The organism is Providencia sp. PROV209 (assembly GCF_028479485.1).
Lineage (GTDB): Bacteria > Pseudomonadota > Gammaproteobacteria > Enterobacterales > Enterobacteriaceae > Providencia > Providencia alcalifaciens.
In genome coordinates this window covers 40,997-63,356 of sequence record NZ_JAMPNR010000023.1, presented here as the reverse complement: position 1 = coordinate 63,356, position 22,360 = coordinate 40,997, and the positions used below count along the sequence as shown (strand labels likewise).

Sequence of the window (22,360 nt, the reverse complement as noted above, 5' to 3'; positions counted from 1 at the left end):
ATTTAGTGTCATTAAGACATTTATGTGTTGACTTATTTGTGTCTATAGGACAATAATTAATTAAGGTCATAAAGACACTAATTGATTTCACAAAGACACTAAGCGGGGTAGGACATGTTAAATTTTAAATACTTCAAATCAGATTCATCGACATTCATTATTCAATCCATCAATGGGGCAGTACATAAGCAAGGTAAAGGATTAAGTTTTTGGTATAACGCAGATAAAACGTCCATTGCGGCATTACCTTTGAACGCCCAAGAAGCGCCATTTATTTTTAATTTACAGACGGCGGATTTCCAAAGCTTACGTATTCAAGGACAAATTTCATTTCAGGTGAAATACCCAGAAAAAACAGCGGATGTCTTGAATTTTAACCTTGCTCAAGATGGTAAATCTTATGCGTCAGAAGACCCTTTAAAGCTGAGTGATAGGGTGGTTCGTAGTGCGCAAACTGTCATCCAAGCAAAAACGCAAAGTACCAATTTGCGAGATGCATTACTCATGGGGCAACCATTGGTGATGTTGGTTTCTCAACAACTGTCTGAGCATCCTGCTCTTGAATCCTTGGGGATCGAAATTTTGGATGTGGCGATTTCAGCCATTACGCCTTCTCCAGAAACACTCAAAGCACTTGAAGCACAAGCGAGAGAGTCAATTTTAAAAGAAGCGGATGATGCGATTTACGCGAGACGTAAATTCTCCGTTGAACAGGAAAGAACGATAAAAGAAGCCGAATTAGAAACAGATTTATCGGTACAAGCCAAGCAGCAGCAAATTGAAGAAGCCCGATTGGATAATGAGCGCACATTGCTGCGTGAACGTGCTGAAATTGAACAAGAAGAGTTGATAGCTCAGGTTAACTTGGAAGCTAAACGTAACGAGCTGGTGGCGCTGAGTGTTGAAAACCAACGTACTCAATCAGAAGCGGATGCTTATGCCATTGAAGCCAAAATGAAAGCCTATAGTCAATTGCCGGTGGAGAATTTGAAGGCGATGGCATTGGCGAAAATGAACCCAGAGCAGTTGATGGCGATGGCATTCGAATCATTGGCACAAAATGCTGGCAAAATTGGTGAAATTAATTTCTCGCCTGATTTATTTGGTCAATTGATGAAAAAAGGCGCGAAATAATGAGCCATTTTGATGATGTTCGCTTCGTGTTAGTGATGCGTAAAACACGTATGCAGGAATTAATTGAACGTTTTAATACATGGTCGCAAGCGAAGTTTTATCTAGAGCATAACGATGTTGAAGTAAGTGATTATTTACTCGAACATGATATTTATCAGCGGCAGTTGATTCAGGCAGAATCGATTTTAAAAGCGATAGGGCGCTTTCAATTACTGGAAAGGAAGCTGTTGCCTAGCTATCAGTTTTCGGCGCGGGATATTGTTGTGGTGATAGGGCAAGATGGCTTAGTGGCGAATACACTCAAATATCTTAATGGACAGCCTGTGATAGCCATCAATCCTGAACCAGCACGTTGGGATGGGCAGTTACTTCCCTTTGAAATCGGACAGCTATCTGATGTGGTCACTCGTACACTCAATGGAAAAGTGGAACAAAAATCCGTGACGTTTGCACAGGCAACAACCAATGATGGGCAAACGTTACTCGCCGTCAATGATTTGTTCATTGGACCTAAAAGTCATACTTCTGCCCGCTATCGGTTAGCATGGCAAGGACAGCAAGAGTTTCAATCCTCATCAGGTATTATTGTGTCGACAGGGTTGGGCTCTACTGGATGGTTTCAGTCTATTCTTGCTGGGGCACAAGCCATCGCTGGAACGCAGTCACATCCTTTATCTGAAGGATTTGGTTGGGGAGAAAAGCGGTTGCAGTTTAGTGTACGAGAACCTTTTCGTAGTAAAACGACGGGAACGACATTAGTTTTTGGCACTATCGAGCCAAATACGCCATTACAGCTAGAATCTTTAATGCCTGAAAACGGGGTGATTTTTTCAGATGGTCTCGAGGAGGATTATTTGAATTTTAATGCAGGTTGCATTGCATCTATTGGGATAGCAGAAACTCAGGGGTTATTAATTGGTTAGGTTAAAAAAATCCCCGAATTATCAATCGAGATGTCGGGGATTTTTAATGGGTTTAAAGCGTCAATTAGTGACGTTTTTGACGGCGGTTAAGCGTAAATCCGACAATGCCAAATATAGCGACCAGACCCCACATCGGCCAATTACTCCAGCGAGCATAAGGGGTTAATCCTGTCGTTGGTGTCACTTCAGTAGCCAGAACCGCAGCTTGGAATTGTGGTAGCATATCTTGAATAGAGCCATCCGCGTTAATCACCGCAGTCACACCGTTATTTGTTGCACGTAACAGTGGGCGACCCAGCTCAAGTGAGCGCATTCTTGCCATTTGGAAATGTTGCCATGGACCAATAGACTCGCCAAACCATGCATCATTTGAAATCGTTAACAAATAATCACTATCTGGTTTGAAATTGTCTCTGACTTGGGAACCTAGAATAATTTCATAGCAGATGGTTGCCGTCAGATGAATATTACCAATAGCCAATTGGGCTTGTTGATAATCTCCACGACTAAAGCCTGACATTGGTAAGTTAAAGAATGGAGCCAGTGGGCGCAGTAAATCTTCTAAAGGCACAAATTCACCAAACGGCACTAAATGGTGTTTGTTATACCGGTTTTGAGTGGGATAGAGATACGGCTTTCTGTCTCCCAATACAATAATGGAATTATAGAATACAGAGTCACCATTGACAGGTTTGGCATCCACGGTCCCTGTGATTAACCGTGTTTTAGTTTCATTCAGCAGAGTATCTAGTGCTTTTAACCAAGCTTGGTTTTCCAGCTCAACGACAGGAATGGCGGATTCGGGCCAAATAATCATGTCGGCCTTGCCAATATAAGGGCTAGAAAGTTTGATATAGCGATCTTTGGTTTGCTGTAAAAAGCCCGCTTCCCATTTCATGGATTGAGGAATATTTCCTTGTACTAGCGCGACTTCCATTGTTTTATCGTTCAATGGCGTAAACCACTGAAGATTTTTAGCGAGCAACGGTGCCAGTAATAAAACGGCAGCACACGCAAGAGGGAACAGGTTACGGCGAATGATTGCAAGGGCAATCAAGCCACTAATGCTAAATAGCAGTAGGGTGATCATCTCAACACCAAAAATCGGTGCTAATGATTTCATTGGTCCGTCAATTTGGGTATACCCAAACTGTAGCCATGGGAAGCCTGTTAGTACCCAGCCTCGAAGGAACTCGGTCACTTGCCATAACGCGGGAGCCATAAAGACCAAACGCCATACGTTGGCATTAGGGGTCAATTTGGTGAGTAGTGCTCCGAACAGGGCTGGGTAGAGTGATAAGTATGCCGCCAGCAAGATAACGATAAATACGTTAACGGCCTCCGGCATACCGCCAAAATCCGCGATACTGACGTATACCCAATTGACACCGCTACCAAATAAACCAAATCCCCAAGCGAATGCAATTGCAAAAGCTTGCTTAGCGGTTCTTTGTAGAGTTAATAATTGGAGAAATAAAACAGAAAGAAGTGCGGCTGGCCAGAAGTCAAAAGGCGAAAAAGCCAGTGTACCACTGGCTCCGAATAGTAAGGCCAGCAGCAGACGCAGCCACTGGCTTTGATAACGAGAGGATAAGTTCATTAACTCTGTTCTTCATCCAAAGTAGGCACTGGCGCGTCGTCAGGAATTTTAACTTGAAGCAGTAAAATTCGACGGCTATCAGCCATAGAAACCTTAAACTGGTAGTTATCAATGGTAATGGTTTCACCACGGGATGGTAAGTGACCAAAGGCTTGCATCACTAAGCCTCCAACGGTATCTACCTCTTCATCACTAAAATGCGTGCCAAAGGCATCATTAAAGTCTTCAATTTGGGTCAAAGCACGAACTGAGTATGAATGGCGGCTCAGTTGACGGATATCCACATCATCTTGGTCGTCATACTCATCTTCAATTTCACCGACAATCAGCTCTAAAATATCTTCGATGGTCACGAGACCAGAGACACCGCCAAATTCATCGATAACGATGGCCATATGGTAGCGCTGAGAACGGAATTCTTTGAGTAAGCGGTCTACTCGTTTACTTTCAGGAACAACAACAGCCTGACGTAACACTTTATCGATACTGAAAGGTTCTGCATCAGTTCGCATAAATGGCAGTAAATCTTTTGCCATTAGCAGCCCTTCAATATGATCTTTATCTTCGCTGATAACAGGGAAGCGAGAGTGGGCAGAATCGATGATGACATCGAGGCACTCATCAAGGCTTTGGTTACGTTTTAAGGTAACAATTTGAGAGCGAGGGATCATGATGTCACGTACCCGCTGATCGGCGATATCCATAACGCCTTCCAGCATTTCACGGGTATCTGGGTCAATTAAATCGTTTTGTTCAGAATCACGAATTAATTCGACCAAATCATCACGGTTCTTTGGTTCACCATGGAAAAGTTGATTTAATAGCGCAAAAAAACCTTTCTTAGGTCCAGGGTTATCACTACTCGAAGAGTTATCGTCGCTCATGGCGTTAAATTTATTATTCCTCAGTTAATTAATAAAAATGGCTAACCCATATGATTGGGTAATGAATTGTTTAGCTTAAAACATTTTTATTGGCTAGACAATTTATGGGTTAGCGGTACAAATTTGTGTCGAATATCGAAAAATTGCATTCGAATGAAAATTATAGAGAGCTCACTCTTTTTCCGCAAGATACGGATCGGCATAACCCATTTCTGCGAGGATCTCAGTTTCTAATCCTTCCATTTCCTCGGCTTCATCATCTTCGATATGATCATAACCCAGTAAATGTAGGCAACCGTGAACCACCATGTGTGCCCAATGTTCTTCTTCACTTTTTTGCTGCTCAGCTGCTTCTTGTTCCACAACTTGGCGGCAAATAATTAAATCACCTAACAGCGGTAACTCGACTTCAGGCGGTGCTTCAAAGGGGAATGACAACACGTTGGTTGGTTTATCTTTCCCGCGATAAGTGAGATTCAATTCATGGCTTTCGGCTTCATCAACGACACGAATAGTGACTTCACTTTCTGCTTGGAACTTAGGTAATACCGCATTAACCCAGCGCTGGAACATAGCTTCAGTGGGTAAGCCCGCGGTATTTTCGCTTGCTATCTGTAAATCGAGAATAACATCGCTCATTTAGTTATTTTCCTGCTTTTCAAGCTCACGTTGCTGCTCTTTTTCTGCTTTCAATTGCTGGCGACGCTTACTGTCTTGCTCTTCCCACGCTTCATATGCCATGACGACTTTAGCCACGACAGGGTGACGTACCACGTCTTCGCTATGGAAGAAGTTAAAGCTTAAATCATCCACATTCGATAACACTTCGATGGCATGTCTCAAGCCGGATTTACTCCCTCTTGGCAAGTCGACTTGAGTGATATCTCCAGTCACGACCGCCTTAGAGTTAAAGCCAATACGGGTTAAAAACATTTTCATCTGTTCGATGGTGGTGTTTTGGCTTTCATCTAAAATAATAAACGCATCGTTGAGTGTGCGACCGCGCATGTAAGCCAGTGGTGCGACTTCAATGACGTTACGCTCAATCAGTTTTTCAACCTTTTCAAAACCTAGCATTTCAAATAGTGCGTCGTACAGTGGGCGTAAGTACGGGTCAACTTTTTGGCTTAAATCACCCGGTAAGAACCCCAATTTTTCTCCCGCTTCAACCGCAGGGCGGGTGAGTAAAATGCGGCGTACTTCTTGGCGCTCTAATGCATCGACAGCAGCGGCAACAGCAAGATAAGTTTTACCGGTTCCCGCAGGACCGATCCCAAACGTAATATCATGGTCTAAGATATTGGCAATGTACTGTGCCTGATTTGGGGTACGTGGTTTGATCACTCCGCGCTTGGTCTTGATATTCACCGCTTTGCCGTAGTCTGGTACGCTTTCTGCGGATTGCTCAAGCACTCGGCTATCAATAATCGTAAGGTGAATATTTTCAGGATCAATGTCGGGGATCACACCACGGATTGGCGCGGTATCAACGTATAGCTGGCGTAAAATTTTACTGGCAGCTTGGATATTAAGCGCTTTACCCGAAAGCTTAAAACGGTTGTCTCGGCGATTGATTTCAATGCCAAGACGACGCTCTAATTGCTTAATATTGTCGTCAAATGGCCCGCAAAGGCTCATTAAACGCTGATTATCTGCGGGCTCTAAAAAAATCTCTTGTGTTGCGATTTGCAAAGGTTTGTTATCGGTCACTGAGTATCCTATCTTTAGGGTTGGAAGTTGCCAACGCCAAGTTCATCTTCTTTACGAGTACGTGCAATCACGGATGCTGGTGTTTCGTGAACACGCAGATCCATTTGATCTTCGGTACGAATCACTTTGCCGCGTAAAGAGTTTGTATAAACATCGACGATTTCGACATCCACAAATTTACCGATCATGTCCGGTGTGCCTTCAAAGTTCACTACGCGGTTATTTTCGGTACGACCTGAAAGCTCCATCACATTTTTGCGTGAAGTGCCTTCCACTAAAATACGTTGCACTGTTCCCAGCATGGCACGGCTGAAGCTCATTGCTTGCTGATTAATGCGCTGTTGCAGTAAGTACAGGCGCTCTTTTTTCTCATCTTCGCTGACATCATCCGGTAAATCTGCCGCTGGTGTACCCGGGCGAGCTGAATAGACAAAGCTATAGCTCATATCGAAATTCACATCCGCGATCAGCTTCATGGTTTTTTCGAAATCATCGGTAGTTTCCCCTGGGAAGCCAACGATAAAGTCGGAACTGATCAGAATACCTGGGCGTGCTTCACGTAATTTACGGATAATCGCTTTATATTCTAATGCAGTATGTGCGCGTTTCATCATGGTCAGTATGCGGTCGGAACCACTTTGCACAGGCAAATGTAAGAAGCTGACTAGCTCTGGTGTATCGCGATAAACCTCGATAATGTCATCGGTAAATTCAATTGGATGACTGGTGGTGAAGCGTACACGGTCAATACCATCGATAGACGCGACTAAGCGTAATAATTCTGCGAAAGAACAGATTTCGCCGTCAAAGGTTTCGCCGCGATATGCGTTAACGTTCTGACCTAATAAGTTAACTTCACGTACACCTTGAGCGGCTAACTGAGCGATTTCAAACAGAATATCGTCACATGGACGGCTAACTTCTTCCCCACGAGTGTATGGGACTACACAGAATGTGCAGTATTTGTTACAGCCTTCCATAATAGAGACAAACGCGGTCGGACCTTCAGCACGCGGCTCTGGTAGGCGGTCAAATTTCTCAATTTCAGGGAAGCTGATATCAATAATTGGGCTACGGTTACCCTGAATTTGGTTAATCATTTCCGGTAAACGATGCAGTGTTTGCGGTCCGAAAACAATATCAACACAAGGTGCACGTTGGCGAATAAAGTCACCTTCTTGAGAGGCTACACAGCCACCCACACCAATAATGATGTCAGGTTTTTTATCTTTGAAGAATTTCCAACGACCAAGCTGGTGGAAGACCTTCTCTTGGGCTTTTTCACGGATAGAACAAGTGTTTAATAACAACAGATCTGCTTCTTCAGCAATGTCAGTCAGTTGATAGCCGTGGGTGCTTTCTAATAAAGAGACCATTTTAGATGAATCGTATTCGTTCATCTGGCAGCCCCAAGTTTTCATATATAACTTTTTATTTGTCGACATGTCGTATATCCGGTGTTTTCGAATCCTAAAATGTGGACTTCGAAACGCGTTGTAAATCCAAAGTCCTACCCTTTGATGATGAGGGAATTCACCGCATTTTGATTAAGAACAGCGTTCTTGATTGGATTAAATGCAAAAATTACCCAGTAATAACATGCTAAAATAATATCATCACCAAATGCTTAAGGGCAGGCTATTTGCCTATTGTTTTAAAGATTAACGAGTATTGTATTCATTTGAGGCATCAGTGACCAGAGCCCAAGCGCAGATATTGCCTGCGGGGGTAAGAATTTTTCGGTATACTAACGAAATCAAACAGTTAATAGTAGCTATCATGATGAATAAACTAACTGAATTTTATGATGTTGTCGTTGTTGGCGCAGGAATGACTGGCGCAGCGGCAGCGCTCGGCTTTGCCCAAGAAGGGATGAAAGTGGCTTTACTTGAGAAAGCCAAGCCTGTGGAGTTTGACGCAAACAGTACGCCGGATGTCCGCATTTCTGCAATTAGCAGCGCTTCCATTGAATTGCTAAAACAATTAGGTGCATGGAAGCACGTGGAAGCAATGCGCAGTGTGCCTTATCGTGAGTTAGAAACATGGGAAGAGCCGGGAAGTAATGTCATTTTTGATGCTAAAAGTTTGGGGTTGCCTGAACTTGGCTTTATGGTAGAAAATCGCGTGTTACAGCTGGCATTATGGCGTGAATGTGAACAGTACAGCAATCTAGAATTGGTGTGCCCAGCCACGTTGGTCAATTTATACCAACCGCATGGGCAAAAGCATTGGATGGTTGAGCTTGAAGATGGTCGCGTTCTGGACACTAAACTCGTGGTAGGCGCTGATGGGGCAAATTCTCAAGTGCGTAAAATGGCGGGTATTGGTAGCCGAGGCTGGCAATATCGCCAATCTTGTATGTTGATCACGATTCAAACGAATCAACCACAACAAGACCGGACATGGCAGCAGTTTTTCCCTTCGGGTCCAAGAGCCTTTTTACCTCTGTATGACAATTGGGCTTCGCTTGTTTGGTATGACAGCCCTGCGAAAATCCGCCGTTTGCAAAGTATGTCTATGGAGCAGCTCACCGGTGCGATTACTGAAGCGTTCCCTGAGCGACTTGGCGAAGTAAAAGCGATAGCGTCAGGCGCATTCCCTCTGACACGCCATCATGCTAGCCGTTATGTTCTGGATGGTTTGGTTCTGATCGGTGATGCAGCTCATACGATTAACCCATTAGCGGGACAAGGGGTAAACCTTGGCTATCGTGATGTGGACGTGTTATTGAAGGTAATTTATCAAGCGCGTGAGTGTGTTGAAGCATGGGAGTCTTTGGATGTGCTTAAGCGTTACCAGCGTCGTCGTTTACCTGATAATCTCATGATGCAAGCGGGAATGGATGTTTTCTATATGGCATTTAGTGAAAACTTGCCTGGTTTAAAAATGCTTAGAAATTTTGGTTTGATGGCTGCACAACGTGCGGGTGAGGCGAAAAAATTAGCGCTAAAATATGCGTTGGGGTTGTAGTTTCACTTGCTAGTCACAGTATTGAACCCGCCTATTGCAATCAGTTACCCAGATTATTGTTCTGGGTAACTTTCCCGTTATTGTTCTCTAGTACTTAGATCTTGTTCTCTTTTATCTAATAGCGGGATCCCATATTTTTCCCCCCACGCTTGTAGGGCATGAAGCACGGCACTCAAAGATTCCCCTTCTGGGGTCATTGAATACTCGACTTTAGGGGGAACTTCAGGGTAGACATGTCGAATAATTAACCCATCACTTTCGAGTTCCCGTAACTGTTTTGTCAGCATACGCGGTGTAATAGAAATTAATTTTCTTTTTAACTCATTAAATCGAAGCGTTTTTCCCTGTAAATGATACAGAATCACGCCTTTGCCTTTTCCTCCCATTAGCTCTAATGAGGCTTCAACAGGGCATCCATCGTAGGTGTAGTCGCTATATCGTCTTTTTTTGACAGTATCCATTTGTATAGTATGTGCCATTATTGTGCGTACTTGTTAGTTTGTACTTTTAACATTAGGATGACCAAAATTCAATAAAGTTTGTTTTTACTTAGAGGACACCATGAACTTAACAAATATTTTGAACTCTCGTTATGCGACAAAAAGCTTTGACCCTAATAAAATTATCCCCGATGAAATATTGGTTCAAATAAAAGAGCTGCTCCAGTTAAGCCCTTCTAGTGTTAACGTACAACCTTGGCATTTTTTGTTAGCGAGTAGCCCCGAAGCAAAACAAAAAATTATTAATGCTACGGCTGGGGGATATTCTTTTAATGAAGAAAAAATCCGCAATGCGTCTCATGTGATTGTGATGTGTGGAAAAAGAGAGCTGCCTGAAGATTACTTACTTCATCTTTTAGATATTGAAGAGCAAGAGGGGCGGTATCTGAAAAGTGAATTTAAAGAGCAGAACCATATGGCTCGAACATTTTTCGTGAATTTGCATAAGAATGAGTTTCAGGATTTACCTCATTGGATAGAAAAACAAGTCTATTTAAATATGGGGGCTTTATTATTGGGTGCCGCGGTATTGGGAGTTGATGCATTACCGATGGAAGGTATTGACTTCTCAATACTGAATGATGAGTTTGGTTTAGATGAGAAAGGACTGAATGCGGTGACGGTTGTAGCTCTTGGGTATAAAACAGATGACGATTTTAATTCGTCATTACCTAAGGCTAGGCTTCCATTGGATGAGATTGTGACTGAACTTTAATTCACGCCATAAAAAATAAGCCGCATTTGCGGCTTATTTTCGTAGGGTATAAGTAAATTATTTATTATTAGCAATATCAACAGAAGTTGTAGCTTGAGCCGCTTCATCTTCAGTGATCATTGAATCTAATGATTCGTTTTTGGTTGCGAATGCATGAGCCAGTTTTTCAGTGTCTAACTCTTTTTCCCAACGAGCAACCACGATACAGGCACAAGCGTTACCGACTAAGTTGGTCAGAGCACGACATTCAGACATAAAGCGGTCAATACCTAGAATCAGTGCCATACCCGCAACTGGAATACTTGGTACTACCATCAGCGTTGCTGCTAAGGTAATAAAACCAGCCCCCGTTACACCCGCTGCGCCTTTAGAGCTGATCATTGCAACTAACAGCAGGGAAATTTGCTGCCAGAGCGTCAGTTCAATATTGGTTGCTTGAGCAATAAACAGCGCCGCCATCGTCATATAGATGTTGGTGCCGTCGAGGTTAAATGAATAACCGGTAGGGATCACTAATCCAACGACGGATTTTTCGCAACCAGCGTGCTCCATTTTTCTCATTAAGCTTGGTAATGCCGCTTCAGAGGAAGAGGTCCCCAGCACTAACCATAATTCATCTTTGATGTATTTGATAAGCTCGATAATCGAGAAGCCGTTATATTTAGCCACTGCACCCAGTACGACTAGAACAAACAGCAGCGAGGTGATGTAGAACGTCATAATCAGCATCATTAAGTTACCGATAGATGAAATCCCGTATTTACCAATGGTAAATGCCATCGCACCGAATGCCCCGATAGGTGCCAGTTTCATCAACATAGCAACCATCTTGAAGACTGGCTCAGAGAAATTCTGTAGCAGTTTAACAATTGGCTCACCGTGTTTACCCGTTGCTGCCAGCGCTAAACCAAAAATTACAGAAATAAATAGAACTTGCAGAATATTCCCGTTAACGAGGGGGCTAATGACTGTGTCAGGGATGATATTCATGAAGAAGCCAACGATGGAAGATTCGTGAGCTTTTTCTACATAACCTGCAACCTTAGCATTATCCAATGTTGCTGGGTCGATATTCAGTCCAGCGCCTGGCTGGATGATATTTGCGACGATCAAACCAATGATCAGAGCAACGGTTGAGAACGTGATGAAATACAGCATAGCTTTACCTGCCACGCTTCCGACCGCTCTCATGTTTGTCATGCCAGAAATACCCGTCACAACGGTTAAGAAGATGACTGGGGCAATGATCATTTTCACGATTTTGATAAACGCATCACCCAACGGTTTTAACGACTCTCCGATGTCTGGGAAAAAATGCCCAAGGGCAATACCAAGAGTGATGGCGACAATGACCTGCACATATAAAATTTTATATAGTGGTTGTTTTATTATGTTTCGCATAAGTTTTCTCTGTAAAAATATTGTGTTATAGCAATTATAATTATTGGTTTTTTTACAACTGAGTTGAGATGGATTGGAAAGTTGGACTAATTATTTCAGACGAAAGGGGGCTTACGTATTACTAATCTAATCTAATCTAACTGCAATTCGCCGCAAGATTACCACTTTACTTGGTTACGTGAAAATGACTCATATCACAATTCCGACATAAAAGTTGCGTAAAGGTAAATGGGATGTATTAAATGTTTTTGAAAAAGTTAAAAGGAAATTTAAAGGCAAAAAGTAATTTTTAAAAGCATTAAATAAATACCGTAATAAATGTATTTACGTCATGTTTTAGAGAGGGAATTGAGAAGAGAATGGCTGGGGTACCAGGATTCGAACCTGGGGATGCCAGGATCAAAACCTGGTGCCTTACCGCTTGGCGATACCCCATCCGAGAATATCTATTATTTATTTTCACTAAGAAAATAAATTGTTTTTAAGATGGCTGGGGTACCAGGATTCGAACCTGGGAATGCCAGGATCAAAACCTGGTGCCTTACCGCTTGGCGATACCCCAATCTTAAATTCAATTTTTACCGAGAAGGAAAATGGTGCGGGAGACAAGACTTGAACTTGCACACCTTGCGGCGCCAGAACCTAAATCTGGTGCGTCTACCAATTTCGCCACTCCCGCAAATAAATGGTGGCTATGACGGGATTCGAACCTGTGACCCCAACATTATGAGTGTTGTGCTCTAACCAGCTGAGCTACATAGCCATCTTTTTTTGCTTAACCTTCATCGGCGTTGCGGGGCGCATTATGCTAATTACAGGCAAGACAGTCAACAGCTTTTTGCACTATTTTTTAGAAAATGCGTTTGTTTGTTTGATGAATAATCATTTTGTCGATAAAGGCAGCAAAAAACAACCCCGAATTTGAAAAAATGTGATTTGTTATTATTAAGATGGTTAAAAATCACACTGTCATTTATAACGTTATTTCCACGTTAGTGGATAAAAAAGAAAGCAAAGTTAACTTTCTAATAATGTCTGGAGCAATTCTCCGTTTAGCATCGCCCGTTTTGTGAGCGCAAATGCGCCAATTGCTGAATTATGCACCAATTGTGAAGTGACGATGGGTAAATTCTCACGAAAACCTTTTAAGGCTTGTGTGTCGATGCAACTTTGAATCGCAGGTAATAAAACTTGCTCAGCTTCAGTAATGTCTCCTGCAATGACTACTTTTTCAGGATTGAACAAGTTAATTGTGATAGCGATTGCCTTACCTATTTGTCGCCCAACGTGCTGGATAACTTCCGTTGCTAACGGATCGCCTTTATTAGCGGCTTGGCAAATATGAGAGATTGAACAGGTTTCAGGGGTTAATTGGCTGCTATAGCCTTGCTCTAAACGCTGTTTGACTCGCGCTTCAATCGCTTGGTTGGAAGCAATAGTTTCTAAGCAACCAAAATTACCGCAATGGCAAAGCTCACCAAGTGGGTCAACCTGAATATGACCAATCTCACCTAGATTGCCTCTATGATTTAGTAGTATCTCTTTATTGACAACTATACCGGCTCCAGCCCCCCTGTGAATGCGAACAAGGAGTGAGTCCTTACAATCTTGGGTTGCGCCAAAATAGCTCTCAGCCAGCGCTAGGCTGCGAATATCGTGCCCAACATAACAGGTGAGATTAAAATGTGCTTGTAAGTTATCAATCAATCGCCAGTTATCAACCTTAATATGCGGCATATAGTGGACGATACCTGAATGCGGATTTACCAGACCGGGCAAAATCACGGAGATAGCGATCAATTCTCTAATGCGACGTTGGTGTAGCGCAATAAAGTCTTCAAGAGCGGCAATCAGTTTTTGTTCTACAACTTGCTGGGTGGGTTCAGTGATAGGGTAGTGACCATCTGCCAGCATTTTTCCGCTAAGGTCATACAGGGCGATGGTGGCATCATAACGCCCTAAGCGCACACCAATGGTATGGAAATGTTTATACTCAGAAACAATGGAGATAGCGCGACGGCCTCCGGTGGAGGCCTGCTGGTCTACTTCTTTAATTAAACCGCGTTCGAGTAACTGACGAGTGATTTTTGTGACACTCGCTGGCGCAAGTTGGCTCTGCTCCGCTATCTGAATTCTAGATATCGGTCCTTGTTGATCAATCAGGCTGTAAACGACAGCACTGTTGAGTTGTTTTACGAGATCAATATTACCAATTTGCTTTAGCGAGTGGCTTTGATTCATCAGCTAGTTACTCATTTTTATAGACTTCCTCTCCGTTTACATAAGTTGAAAGGACTTGGAAGTCTTGGTTAAAGGCAGTCAAGTTAGCCGTTTTGCCGGCTTCGATGGAACCTAATGTTGCCTCTACCCCAATGGCTCTTGCTGGGTAAAGGGTGGCCATTCTTAATGTTTCATCAAGAGGAATGCCAACATGTTCAACACTGTTTTTCAACGCATTAATCATGGTCAGGGAAGAGCCGCTCAGTGTGCCATTTTCATCGACACATAATCCATTTCGGTAGTATATGGTTTTACCTGCGAAGATAAAATGATCCATTTCACCTGTTTGGGGATCAATTCCGGCGGGTGCTGTCGCATCGGTGACTAAAACCAGTTTATCCCCTTTGAGTTGTTTACTATTGCGAATATTGGCCCATTGGACATGTAAACCATCCGCGATAATGCCAGCATAGACTTCAGGGGTATCGTAAATTGCACCAACCAGACCAGGACCGCGACCAGAAATATATGGCATTGCGTTGAATAGGTGGGTTGATGCGCGAATACCAGAGCGGAAGCCTTGACGCGCTTCTTCATAGGTTGCATTGGAGTGACCCGCTGAGACCACAATACCCGCTTCGGTTAGCTGGTGGATAAAGCGTTGCTCAACAATTTCAGGTGCAAGCGTGATCATGCTAATCGCATCAGCATGGGCCGATAAGTAATCCATCATTTCAACCGATGGCTTACGGATAAACTCTGGGTTGTGGGTCCCTTTCTTAATTAAATTAATGTACGGACCTTCAATATGTAGACCAAGCGCTTGGTTTTTATTTTTTTTCAGATAGTCAGTCATGACTTTTACGCCATGTTTCATCAGCGCATCTGAACAGGTAATTAATGTTGGCAGAAAGCTAGTACAACCAGCACGCTCATTGGCTTTTTGCATGATTTCGAGGTTTTTCAATGTCACGTTTTCTTCGTTATCATTGAATTGCACGCCGCCACAGCCATTCACTTGTAGATCGATAAAGCCAGCCGACAGAATGGCGCCCTGTAAGTCTTTACGTTCGATATCGTGAGTGAGTTCAGATTCTGGGCATACGGCTTTGATGATTTCGCCATCAATAATGACCGCGTGGTTATCCAGTCTTTCGTGACCTGTAAAAATAATGCAATTAGTTAGTGCATACATAGCGTAAAACTCCTGACCGCGAGTAAAAGGGTCACCGACCAGCATGAGTGGTAGCCGGTCGGGTGTTCGATACTCTCTCTATTTTAAATGGCAGTGCCACTTAAATAAGATTGCGTATAAATTAATTAAACGATTCAATATTTTCGCATTCTAATTGCTTGAAATATTTAAGCGTTTTGACTTTCAATTCTAATGTTGCTGGCTCATCGCAGACAATCAATGCTTTCGGATGAAGTTGTACACAACTGACAGTCCATAAATGGTTTACGGAACCTTCAACTGCAGCATGGACGGCATCTGCTTTGTTTGCGCCTGTTGCTAATACCATTAGCTCTTTTGCATCTAATAGTGTAGCAACACCAACAGTCAGCGCATATTTAGGTACTTGATTGATATCGTTATCAAAGAAACGAGAGTTCGCTTGGCGAGTTTCTGGCGTCAATGTTTTAATTCGAGTTCTGGAATTTAAAGAAGAACCCGGTTCATTAAAGGCGATATGGCCATCATTACCTACACCACCCATAAATAGGTTGATTTGACCGTAGGATTTGATTTTATCTTCATAACGTTGACATTCGGCGTCGACATCAGGGGCATTACCGTTCAGTAAATTGATGTTGTCAGCTTGGATATCAATGTGATTAAAAAAGTTTTGATGCATAAATGTGTAGTAACTTTGAGGATGATCTTTGGGAATACCAATGTATTCATCCATATTGAATGTGACTACATGCTTAAAGCTGACTTTACCAGCTTTATATAAGGCGATTAATTCTTTGTAGGTTGCCAGCGGTGTACCGCCAGTTGGTAAGCCTAGAACGAAAGGGCGTTCAGCTGTCGGATTAAATGCGTTGATTTTATCAGCGATGTACTGTGCGGACCATACGCCAACATCATGAGCATTATTTAACGGGATAAGCCTCATGTACTTTTACCTCGAGTGTTTCTTTCAATTTATACTTGTATGACCCCATCTCCAATTATGTTGATCATTTTCAACATATTCTTATGACTGAGGTACTTGGAGTATATACAGCAAATCATATAAAAAACTTATTTTTAATCATAAAATAAGTTTTCAAGAATAGCTACTAATTTAGTCAATATCAGGATCCTTTCGTTGACATTTATCACAGTTTCCAGCTATTTATTTTGTATCGCGAAAAAATTCATCTAGACTATGAATTGCTATAATTAAGCGACATCAGTTATATTCCTGATGCGTGAAAATAAGATCCTGAAATGGGACAAAAATAGAGCGATACAAAGGGGGAGTTTGTGAATATTCTTAGCTACTTACAGCGGATTGGTAGGGCGCTTATGGTGCCTGTCGCCGTATTGCCAGCCGCCGCAATCCTAATGGGGATTGGTTATTGGATAGACCCAGATGGTTGGGGTGCCAATAGTGCAATCGCTGCGTTACTGATCAAATCCGGTGCTGCCATCATTGACAACATGTCTGTGTTGTTTGCGATTGGTGTTGCTTACGGAATGTCTAAAGATAAAGATGGTGCGGCTGCACTAACCGGTTTTGTCGGATTCTTAGTTGTGACAACACTGTGTTCACCTGCATCGTACTCAATGATTATGAGTGTACCAGTGGAATCAGTCCCTGCGGCATTCAATAAAATCAATAACCAGTTCGTCGGTATCCTTGTTGGGGTTCTCTCTGCTGAATTATACAACCGCTACAGTGGTGTAGAGCTACCAAAAGCGCTGTCATTCTTCAGCGGTCGTCGCCTCGTCCCGATTCTAACCTCATTCCTCATGATCATCTTGGCATTCATTCTGATGTATGTTTGGCCTGTGGTGTATAACGGATTGGTGGCTTTCGGTGAAAGTATCAAAGATTTAGGCTCTGTAGGTGCGGGTATTTATGCCTTCTTTAACCGTTTACTGATTCCTGTTGGGTTACACCATGCGTTGAACTCGGTATTCTGGTTCGACGTTGCAGGAATTAACGATATTCCTAACTTCTTAGGTGGTGCGAAGTCCATCGAAGCTGGTTTGGCAACGGTTGGGATAACTGGACGCTATCAAGCGGGCTTCTTCCCTATCATGATGTTCGGTCTGCCGGGTGCAGCTTTGGCTATCTATCACTGTGCACGCCCAGAAAATAAAGCGAAAGTTGCTGGTATCATGATTGCCGGTGCATTTGCGGCATTCTTTACGGGTATCACTGAACCACTTGAATTCTCATTCATGTTTGTTGCGCCTGTCCTGTACGTGATCCACGCATTGCTGACCGGTATCTCTGTCTATATTGCTGCAACGATGGAGTGGATTTCAGGTTTCGGATTCAGTGCGGGTCTGGTGGACATGTTCTTACAGACACGTAACCCACTCGCTACACACTGGTACATGCTGATTGTTCAAGGTTTAGTATTCTTCTGCATCTATTATGTGATCTTCAGATTCATGATCCGTAAATTCAACCTGTTAACCCCAGGTCGTGAAGAGAGCGCAGGCGATGAAACCGTAGATGGTTATGACGAAAACATCAGTGATGCACACAGTGATGAAAGCGAGATTCAAAAAGAAGCTCGTCAGTATATTGCGGCAGTAGGTGGCAGTGACAACATTGTTAACATCGACGCGTGTATTACTCGTTTACGTTTAGGTGTGAAAGACTCTGCAGTGGTCAACGATTCTCTTGCAAAACGTATTGGCGCATCTGGTGTTATTCGCCTGAATAAACAAAACGTACAAGTGATTGTTGGTACACGTGCTGAATTAATCGCTAAAGCAATGACAGAAGTTATTGCTAAAGGTCCTGTTGCGGCTTCGGCTCCAGTGTCTGCACCAGAAAAAAGTCAGCAAGCGGCAACGACAGAAAAAGCAAAAGGTAATGCGGTATTATCGTTAATCGCGCCTGTTAGCGGTGAAGTTTATTCACTGGACCAAGTGCCAGACGAAGCATTCTCTAGCCGTATTGTGGGTGATGGTATTGCTATCAAACCAACCAGCAGTGAAGTGGTTGCGCCAGCGGCAGGTACCATTGTTAAAATTTTCCCAACCAACCATGCATTCTGCCTTGAAACAGCAAATGGTGTTGAGCTGATTGTGCATATGGGGATTGATACCGTTGCATTAAATGGTGAAGGTTGTGAGCGTTTAGTGGAAGAAGGTGCTGAAGTTGAAGCAGGTACTCCGATTCTGAAACTCGACTTATCTTTCCTTGAAGCCAATGCTAAATCAATGATCAGCCCTGTTATTATCAGCAATATCGATGATTTTGCGGGTGTTGAGATTTTAGCCAAAGGTCAAGTGACTGCGGGTGAAACCGTTATTTACAACGTATTAAAATAGTACGACCATAAATAGCAACGATTCGTTCGTATACAAAATGCCAGCCTAACAAGCTGGCATTTTTTTATTCAAATTAAGCAATGATTAATATTCGAAATATTAATTGATAAATTAATCAATCATGCATTCGGTATAAACGAATTTAACTTTTTGACTCTTATGACTATTTTATTTTCCCCATTGACGAGGAGATGGTTTTTTTTAAAGGAATAAAATAATATGATGTCGAAAGTCACGTTAGTGAATGAAGCTAGCGAATTTGTTTTACAAAAGATGAATGATTTTTTTCAATGTTCAGGTAATGCAATTCGCATTCGAAGAATGAACAAAGAAAACTTAAAGTATTGTCATATCAATTCATTATCTACGGTAGATCCTTTAGCTTGGCTTGATTATAGCGAAATTGTTTTAACGAAAGAGAGCTTCAGTTTCTGTTTTAAGCTCATTAGCCGTAATCGAATTTTAGTACGAATCCCCGATAAACCCGCGGGAGGCTGTGTGTGTAGTTATGACCCCCACAGCCGCAGAGCAACCATTGAACTACTCCAAAATTTTGAGAAAAAAAATAAAGTTTTAGATGGGAAAATGATGACCTATTCATTAGTCAGCATTTTATTTTTCCTGATTAAAGTGGAGGGGGATGGGATTTATATTAACAATCCAGTGAATGAAGACTTGCTGGACTATTATGTTGGTGAATTCGGCTTTCAGGATGTCTTTAAAGATGGCAGTTTGTTATATAGCACTAAACAGCAATTGTTTGAGGTTTTTAATTCCTTAAGGCAACCATGGCGATCAAAATCCAATAGCACAATGGCACAAATATCAAACGGAAGCTATGAACAGAATGCCGATGAATTTATGCGATTATTGATCAGCGTGGCTCAGGCGATTAAGCAAATGCCTAATGCCCCGAAAGGCGAGGCGGCAGGAAAGCGGATAGACGAGACCTATGGGTAAGCAGATACCAGCCAGTAACTCACTTAAGAAGTGTAGTGAAAAAGTTATATCTGTTAATTAAATTGGCGAAATCTCAAAGTGAGTTGGCAAAATGGCATAAGCATAGGGAAATGCACAAAGATAAGATAAAACCTCACGCACATCTGAGGATCGTCCTGTGGATTTACTACTCTGTTTATTCGGTTTTATTTCGGGGATCACTACCGCGCTATTTGGCTTTGGTGGTGGATTTATCACCGTGCCATTACTGTATGCCCTGATTACCCTTGTATGGGGGCCTCGGCACGATACTAGCGAGGTCGTCATGCAAATTGCGGTAGCGACGTCCACATTTGTGATGATTTTTTCATCAAGCCTATCTAGCCGAGCACATTACTTAAAAGGAAACTTTAATTGGCAAATTATTCAGCCCTTTATGATCCCTATCTCAATTGGTGGCATTTTAGGAGCATTAATCGCACTCTCAGTAGACAGTGAATGGATTCGGTGGATTTTTATCGGTTATTTAATTATCACCATTCTTGACTGTTTTATTCGTCCTGGATTTCTACAAACTCAAGCTGAAGGCAACACCCTAATCAGAGGAAAATGTATTACTGATACTGTTATCGGCACGGTGATTGGGACCGTAGCAGCTTTTTTAGGGGTTGGGGGGAGTGTGATGACGGTACCGCTTATGCGCCGTCGTGGGGCGAGCATGTTGCAAGCAGCGGCATTTGCTAACCCGCTTACATTGCCAATGGCCATCACAGGCTCGATTATTTATTTCTATTTTGCCATGGAAAAGCATTTTGAATTAGGAACGGGCTTTTTAGGCATGATTTACATTAAAGGAGCATTAATTTTAATCGCCACTTCTTGGATTGGTATCCGTTTTGCTTCGTTTTTAATGCCATATTTAAGTGATAAACGCCATGCCCAAAGTTATCCAATCTTATTAATGATCGTTCTTGGGGTGATGTTGTTTGTATAAATAGCCTATTTTTTGACAAAAACGCATCTTTGCCATCGCTTTTCCTGACTAAGCTTAATCAAACGGTTGTTTCTGGACGTATTATGGTAGAATATACTCGGTTACTATACGAATCTAGCGCGCTTTTGGCACTGAGGAACGATGACAATGAATGAGGCAGATGCTCGCCCAACTAACTTTATCCGTCAGATCATAGATGAAGATCTGGCGACGGGAAAACACACGTCAGTACACACGCGTTTTCCGCCTGAACCGAATGGCTACTTACACATTGGTCATGCGAAATCAATTTGCTTGAACTTTGGTATCGCGAAGGATTATCAAGGTCAGTGTAACTTACGCTTTGATGATACTAACCCGGTCAAAGAAGATGTTGAGTATGTGAACTCGATTCAAAACGACGTCCAATGGTTAGGTTTCCAGTGGAGCGGCAACATTCGCTATTCATCGGATTATTTTGATATTTTATATCAATACGCGATTGAGCTAATCAAAAAAGGTCTGGCTTATGTTGATGAGCTCAGTGCTGACGAAATTCGTGAATACCGTGGCACATTAAAAGAGCCAGGTAAAAATAGCCCATACCGTGAACGCTTGATCGAAGATAACTTGGCGCTGTTTGAAAAAATGCGCGCAGGTGGATTCGAAGAAGGTAAAGCATGTTTACGTGCAAAAATCGACATGGCATCACCATTTATGGTTATGCGCGATCCAGTTTTGTATCGTATTAAATTTGCAGAGCATCACCAGTCTGGCAACAAGTGGTGCATCTACCCGATGTATGACTTCACCCACTGTATTTCTGATGCGCTGGAAGGTATTACACACTCACTGTGTACATTAGAATTCCAAGACAACCGCCGTCTGTATGATTGGGTATTGGACAACATCACTATTGATTGTCATCCACGTCAGTACGAATTTTCTCGTCTGAATCTTGAATACACAGTGATGTCTAAGCGTAAGTTAAACCAACTTGTGACTGAAAAACATGTTGCTGGTTGGGATGATCCACGCATGCTGACAATTTCAGGTTTACGTCGCCGTGGTTACACAGCGGCTTCAATCCGTGAATTCTGTCGTCGCATCGGTGTTACAAAACAAGATAATAATGTTGAAATGGCAGCATTAGAATCTTGCATCCGTGATGACCTAAATGACTCCGCTCCACGCGCAATGGCAGTTATCGACCCTGTACGTTTAGTGATTGAAAACATGCCAGCAGGGGAAGAAATTCTGAAGGCGCCAAATCATCCGAACAACCCAGACATGGGAACGCGTGAAGTGCCATTTAGCAATGAACTGTATATTGACCGTGCAGACTTCCGTGAAGAAGCTAACCGCCAATATAAGCGCTTGGTATTAGGTAAAGAAGTACGCCTGCGTAATGCGTATATCATCAAAGCAGAACGCGTAGAAAAAGATGCAGAAGGCAACATCACCACTATCTTCTGTACTTACGATGCGGACACGCTTAACAAAGATCCAGCCGATGGTCGTAAAGTGAAAGGCGTTATCCACTGGGTAAGTGCAGCACATGCATTGCCAGCGGAAATTCGTCTATATGACCGCTTATTCACGGTACCAAACCCAGCGGCAGAAGATGATTTCTTATCAACCTTAAACCCAGAATCTCTGGTTATCCGCCAAGGTTTTGTAGAACCAAGCCTACGTGATGCGCCAGCAGAAAAAGCGTATCAGTTTGAGCGTGAAGGGTATTTCTGCGCAGATAATAAACTGAGCAGCGCGGATAAACTGGTGTTTAACCGTACGGTTGGATTGCGAGATACGTGGGCTAAGATTGAGTCTAACTAAATCCTTGTCATACTTCGCGCTGTAGCGGCGTTGGCTGCGCTTGCTAACCCT

Annotated in this window: 18 protein-coding genes and 4 tRNA genes; 8 read left to right on the top strand and 14 right to left on the bottom strand. The window is 42.7% G+C overall.

Annotated elements, in window-relative coordinates:
• Nucleotides 1-114: 114 nt before the first annotated feature.
• Nucleotides 115-1,134, top strand: a complete 1,020-nt coding sequence (locus tag PR795_RS16305) for an SPFH domain-containing protein (RefSeq protein WP_154630444.1) — start codon at nucleotides 115-117, stop codon at nucleotides 1,132-1,134.
• Complete coding sequence (locus PR795_RS16300) at nucleotides 1,134-2,057, top strand: sugar kinase (RefSeq protein ID WP_272516951.1); 924 nt, start codon at nucleotides 1,134-1,136, stop codon at nucleotides 2,055-2,057. Before PR795_RS16305 ends, PR795_RS16300 begins: the two co-directional genes overlap by 1 nt.
• A 64-nt stretch (nucleotides 2,058-2,121) precedes the next feature.
• Here the strand turns inward: PR795_RS16300 and lnt are convergent, their stop codons facing one another.
• The 5 genes from lnt to miaB form a co-directional block, all read right to left on the bottom strand.
• Nucleotides 2,122-3,657, bottom strand: a complete 1,536-nt coding sequence (lnt, locus tag PR795_RS16295) for an apolipoprotein N-acyltransferase (protein WP_181480663.1) — start codon at nucleotides 3,655-3,657, stop codon at nucleotides 2,122-2,124.
• On the bottom strand, nucleotides 3,657-4,541 hold the full coding sequence (gene corC / locus PR795_RS16290) for a CNNM family magnesium/cobalt transport protein CorC (protein WP_006660960.1): 885 nt from the start codon (nucleotides 4,539-4,541) through the stop codon (nucleotides 3,657-3,659). Before corC ends, lnt begins: the two co-directional genes overlap by 1 nt.
• Before the next feature lie 171 nt (nucleotides 4,542-4,712).
• The gene (ybeY, locus tag PR795_RS16285) at nucleotides 4,713-5,180 is read right to left on the bottom strand and encodes an rRNA maturation RNase YbeY (RefSeq protein WP_006660961.1); all 468 of its coding nucleotides are present in this window, start codon (nucleotides 5,178-5,180) and stop codon (nucleotides 4,713-4,715) included.
• The gene (locus PR795_RS16280) at nucleotides 5,181-6,233 is read right to left on the bottom strand and encodes a PhoH family protein (protein WP_181480899.1); all 1,053 of its coding nucleotides are present in this window, start codon (nucleotides 6,231-6,233) and stop codon (nucleotides 5,181-5,183) included.
• Nucleotides 6,234-6,265: 32 nt separating this feature from the next.
• Complete coding sequence (gene miaB, locus PR795_RS16275) at nucleotides 6,266-7,696, bottom strand: tRNA (N6-isopentenyl adenosine(37)-C2)-methylthiotransferase MiaB (protein WP_006660963.1); 1,431 nt, start codon at nucleotides 7,694-7,696, stop codon at nucleotides 6,266-6,268.
• 337 nt (nucleotides 7,697-8,033) lie between these two features.
• Between miaB and ubiF the strand changes: the two genes are divergently transcribed.
• Nucleotides 8,034-9,221: a 3-demethoxyubiquinol 3-hydroxylase gene (ubiF, locus tag PR795_RS16270; protein ID WP_181480900.1), complete on the top strand. Its 1,188-nt coding sequence runs from the start codon at nucleotides 8,034-8,036 to the stop codon at nucleotides 9,219-9,221.
• A 77-nt stretch (nucleotides 9,222-9,298) separates the two neighbouring features.
• Here the strand turns inward: ubiF and PR795_RS16265 are convergent, their stop codons facing one another.
• Nucleotides 9,299-9,682 (bottom strand): winged helix-turn-helix transcriptional regulator, encoded by a 384-nt coding sequence (locus PR795_RS16265; RefSeq protein ID WP_181480664.1) that lies wholly within the window; start codon nucleotides 9,680-9,682, stop codon nucleotides 9,299-9,301.
• A 100-nt stretch (nucleotides 9,683-9,782) separates the two neighbouring features.
• Between PR795_RS16265 and PR795_RS16260 the strand changes: the two genes are divergently transcribed.
• Nucleotides 9,783-10,436 (top strand): oxygen-insensitive NAD(P)H-dependent nitroreductase NfsB, encoded by a 654-nt coding sequence (locus tag PR795_RS16260; protein ID WP_006660966.1) that lies wholly within the window; start codon nucleotides 9,783-9,785, stop codon nucleotides 10,434-10,436.
• A 57-nt stretch (nucleotides 10,437-10,493) separates the two neighbouring features.
• Here PR795_RS16260 and PR795_RS16255 read toward each other — a convergent pair whose 3' ends face one another.
• From PR795_RS16255 to nagB, 8 genes are all read right to left on the bottom strand, one after another.
• The gene (locus PR795_RS16255; protein WP_006660967.1) at nucleotides 10,494-11,837 is read right to left on the bottom strand and encodes a dicarboxylate/amino acid:cation symporter; all 1,344 of its coding nucleotides are present in this window, start codon (nucleotides 11,835-11,837) and stop codon (nucleotides 10,494-10,496) included.
• Nucleotides 11,838-12,197: 360 nt separating this feature from the next.
• Nucleotides 12,198-12,272, bottom strand: a tRNA-Gln gene (locus PR795_RS16250).
• Between the two features lie 52 nt (nucleotides 12,273-12,324).
• A tRNA-Gln gene (locus PR795_RS16245) sits at nucleotides 12,325-12,399 on the bottom strand.
• Between the two features lie 32 nt (nucleotides 12,400-12,431).
• Nucleotides 12,432-12,516 (bottom strand) — tRNA-Leu (locus PR795_RS16240).
• A 7-nt stretch (nucleotides 12,517-12,523) separates the two neighbouring features.
• A tRNA-Met gene (locus tag PR795_RS16235) sits at nucleotides 12,524-12,600 on the bottom strand.
• A 254-nt stretch (nucleotides 12,601-12,854) separates the two neighbouring features.
• Entirely contained in the window at nucleotides 12,855-14,078 is a 1,224-nt protein-coding gene (gene nagC / locus PR795_RS16230) for a DNA-binding transcriptional regulator NagC (protein ID WP_006660478.1), read from the bottom strand.
• Nucleotides 14,079-14,085: 7 nt separating this feature from the next.
• Complete coding sequence (gene nagA, locus PR795_RS16225; RefSeq protein ID WP_272516950.1) at nucleotides 14,086-15,252, bottom strand: N-acetylglucosamine-6-phosphate deacetylase; 1,167 nt, start codon at nucleotides 15,250-15,252, stop codon at nucleotides 14,086-14,088.
• Between the two features lie 121 nt (nucleotides 15,253-15,373).
• Nucleotides 15,374-16,177, bottom strand: a complete 804-nt coding sequence (gene nagB, locus PR795_RS16220) for a glucosamine-6-phosphate deaminase (protein WP_006660476.1) — start codon at nucleotides 16,175-16,177, stop codon at nucleotides 15,374-15,376.
• Between the two features lie 353 nt (nucleotides 16,178-16,530).
• On the opposite strand from nagB, the gene nagE reads away from it, so the two are divergent.
• The 4 genes from nagE to glnS all read left to right on the top strand — a co-directional run bounded on the left by nagE (nucleotide 16,531) and on the right by glnS (nucleotide 22,309).
• Nucleotides 16,531-18,561: an N-acetylglucosamine-specific PTS transporter subunit IIBC gene (gene nagE, locus PR795_RS16215; protein ID WP_006662318.1), complete on the top strand. Its 2,031-nt coding sequence runs from the start codon at nucleotides 16,531-16,533 to the stop codon at nucleotides 18,559-18,561.
• A 219-nt stretch (nucleotides 18,562-18,780) separates the two neighbouring features.
• Nucleotides 18,781-19,521: a hypothetical protein gene (locus tag PR795_RS16210; protein WP_272516949.1), complete on the top strand. Its 741-nt coding sequence runs from the start codon at nucleotides 18,781-18,783 to the stop codon at nucleotides 19,519-19,521.
• Nucleotides 19,522-19,678: 157 nt separating this feature from the next.
• The gene (locus PR795_RS16205) at nucleotides 19,679-20,494 is read left to right on the top strand and encodes a sulfite exporter TauE/SafE family protein (protein WP_036982807.1); all 816 of its coding nucleotides are present in this window, start codon (nucleotides 19,679-19,681) and stop codon (nucleotides 20,492-20,494) included.
• Between the two features lie 147 nt (nucleotides 20,495-20,641).
• Nucleotides 20,642-22,309, top strand: coding sequence for a glutamine--tRNA ligase (glnS, locus tag PR795_RS16200; protein WP_006662315.1), 1,668 nt, complete (start codon nucleotides 20,642-20,644; stop codon nucleotides 22,307-22,309).
• Nucleotides 22,310-22,360: the final 51 nt, after the last annotated feature.

What these genes read in the sequence shown, in the direction of transcription:
- nagB (WP_006660476.1), bottom strand. Translation starts at nt 16,177, where the DNA reads ATGAGGCTTATCCCGTTAAATAATGCTCATGATGTTGGCGTATGGTCC.
- PR795_RS16210 (WP_272516949.1), top strand. Translation starts at nt 18,781, where the DNA reads ATGATGTCGAAAGTCACGTTAGTGAATGAAGCTAGCGAATTTGTTTTA.
- ubiF (WP_181480900.1), top strand. Translation starts at nt 8,034, where the DNA reads ATGAATAAACTAACTGAATTTTATGATGTTGTCGTTGTTGGCGCAGGA.
- miaB (WP_006660963.1), bottom strand. Translation starts at nt 7,696, where the DNA reads ATGTCGACAAATAAAAAGTTATATATGAAAACTTGGGGCTGCCAGATG.
- nagA (WP_272516950.1), bottom strand. Translation starts at nt 15,252, where the DNA reads ATGTATGCACTAACTAATTGCATTATTTTTACAGGTCACGAAAGACTG.
- PR795_RS16305 (WP_154630444.1), top strand. Translation starts at nt 115, where the DNA reads ATGTTAAATTTTAAATACTTCAAATCAGATTCATCGACATTCATTATT.
- PR795_RS16255 (WP_006660967.1), bottom strand. Translation starts at nt 11,837, where the DNA reads ATGCGAAACATAATAAAACAACCACTATATAAAATTTTATATGTGCAG.
- lnt (WP_181480663.1), bottom strand. Translation starts at nt 3,657, where the DNA reads ATGAACTTATCCTCTCGTTATCAAAGCCAGTGGCTGCGTCTGCTGCTG.
- PR795_RS16260 (WP_006660966.1), top strand. Translation starts at nt 9,783, where the DNA reads ATGAACTTAACAAATATTTTGAACTCTCGTTATGCGACAAAAAGCTTT.
- nagC (WP_006660478.1), bottom strand. Translation starts at nt 14,078, where the DNA reads ATGAATCAAAGCCACTCGCTAAAGCAAATTGGTAATATTGATCTCGTA.
- ybeY (WP_006660961.1), bottom strand. Translation starts at nt 5,180, where the DNA reads ATGAGCGATGTTATTCTCGATTTACAGATAGCAAGCGAAAATACCGCG.
- PR795_RS16265 (WP_181480664.1), bottom strand. Translation starts at nt 9,682, where the DNA reads ATGGATACTGTCAAAAAAAGACGATATAGCGACTACACCTACGATGGA.
- corC (WP_006660960.1), bottom strand. Translation starts at nt 4,541, where the DNA reads ATGAGCGACGATAACTCTTCGAGTAGTGATAACCCTGGACCTAAGAAA.
- glnS (WP_006662315.1), top strand. Translation starts at nt 20,642, where the DNA reads ATGAATGAGGCAGATGCTCGCCCAACTAACTTTATCCGTCAGATCATA.
- PR795_RS16300 (WP_272516951.1), top strand. Translation starts at nt 1,134, where the DNA reads ATGAGCCATTTTGATGATGTTCGCTTCGTGTTAGTGATGCGTAAAACA.